Origin of the sequence: Streptomyces sp. SID486, from assembly GCF_009865385.1 — a bacterium.
In the GTDB taxonomy this organism is placed as follows: domain Bacteria; phylum Actinomycetota; class Actinomycetes; order Streptomycetales; family Streptomycetaceae; genus Streptomyces.
On record NZ_WWJT01000349.1, the window covers coordinates 1 to 647 of the forward strand.

The following is a 647-nucleotide window of genomic DNA, read 5'->3' on the forward strand; positions in this document are numbered from 1 at the left end:
GGCCAGGCCAGACGCCGCGGTGGCGGCCGACCCGGCGAAGACGAACGGCAGTTCGCGGTACCCCTCGTGCCAGGACGGCACCGCCGTGTCCGCCAGCAGCACCGCGGTGTACGTCGCCACGGCCGGGCCGAGGACGGCGGAGCCCAGCGTGGCGGCCGAGCCCAGGCGCCGGCACCGCCCCGCCGCCTCGGTGGCCGCCGCCGTCAGCGCCAGCGGCGCGTACCCCGCCAGCAGCCACGAGCCGACGCTCATCGGGGACGTCGGCTTGAACACCCGGAGCATGTTCAGGAACCGGGCCGGCCGGCCCAGGTCGTGGACGAGGGCCGCCAGGGACAGCGAGATGCCCCCGGCCGCCCCCAGCTTCGCCGGCACCTCGAGGCCCGGCCGGCCGGTCAGCCGGCCACCGGCCGCCAGCAGCGAGGACGCCCCGGCCAGCCCGCCCAGGTACAGGTACCCGGCGATGTCCAGCGCCTTCCAGGTCGGCCGGTTGAGCACGGGCGTGCCGTAGTACGACGAGAACTCGGCGTCCGGCACCATCGGCTGCTCACCCCTGCGGCGCCGGCCCCGGTGGCGGCCCTCGCGGGCACCGGTCACCGCCTCCCGCCCGGGCCGTGCGCCCCGCACGCCGTCCCGGGTGACGTCCGGCA

1 protein-coding gene is annotated in these 647 nt (G+C 78.1%); it reads right to left on the minus strand.

The window, feature by feature from the left end:
- Positions 1–647, minus strand: a 647-nt coding sequence (gene nrfD, locus GT045_RS15915; protein WP_237538628.1) for an NrfD/PsrC family molybdoenzyme membrane anchor subunit, incomplete at both ends; no start/stop codon positions are given.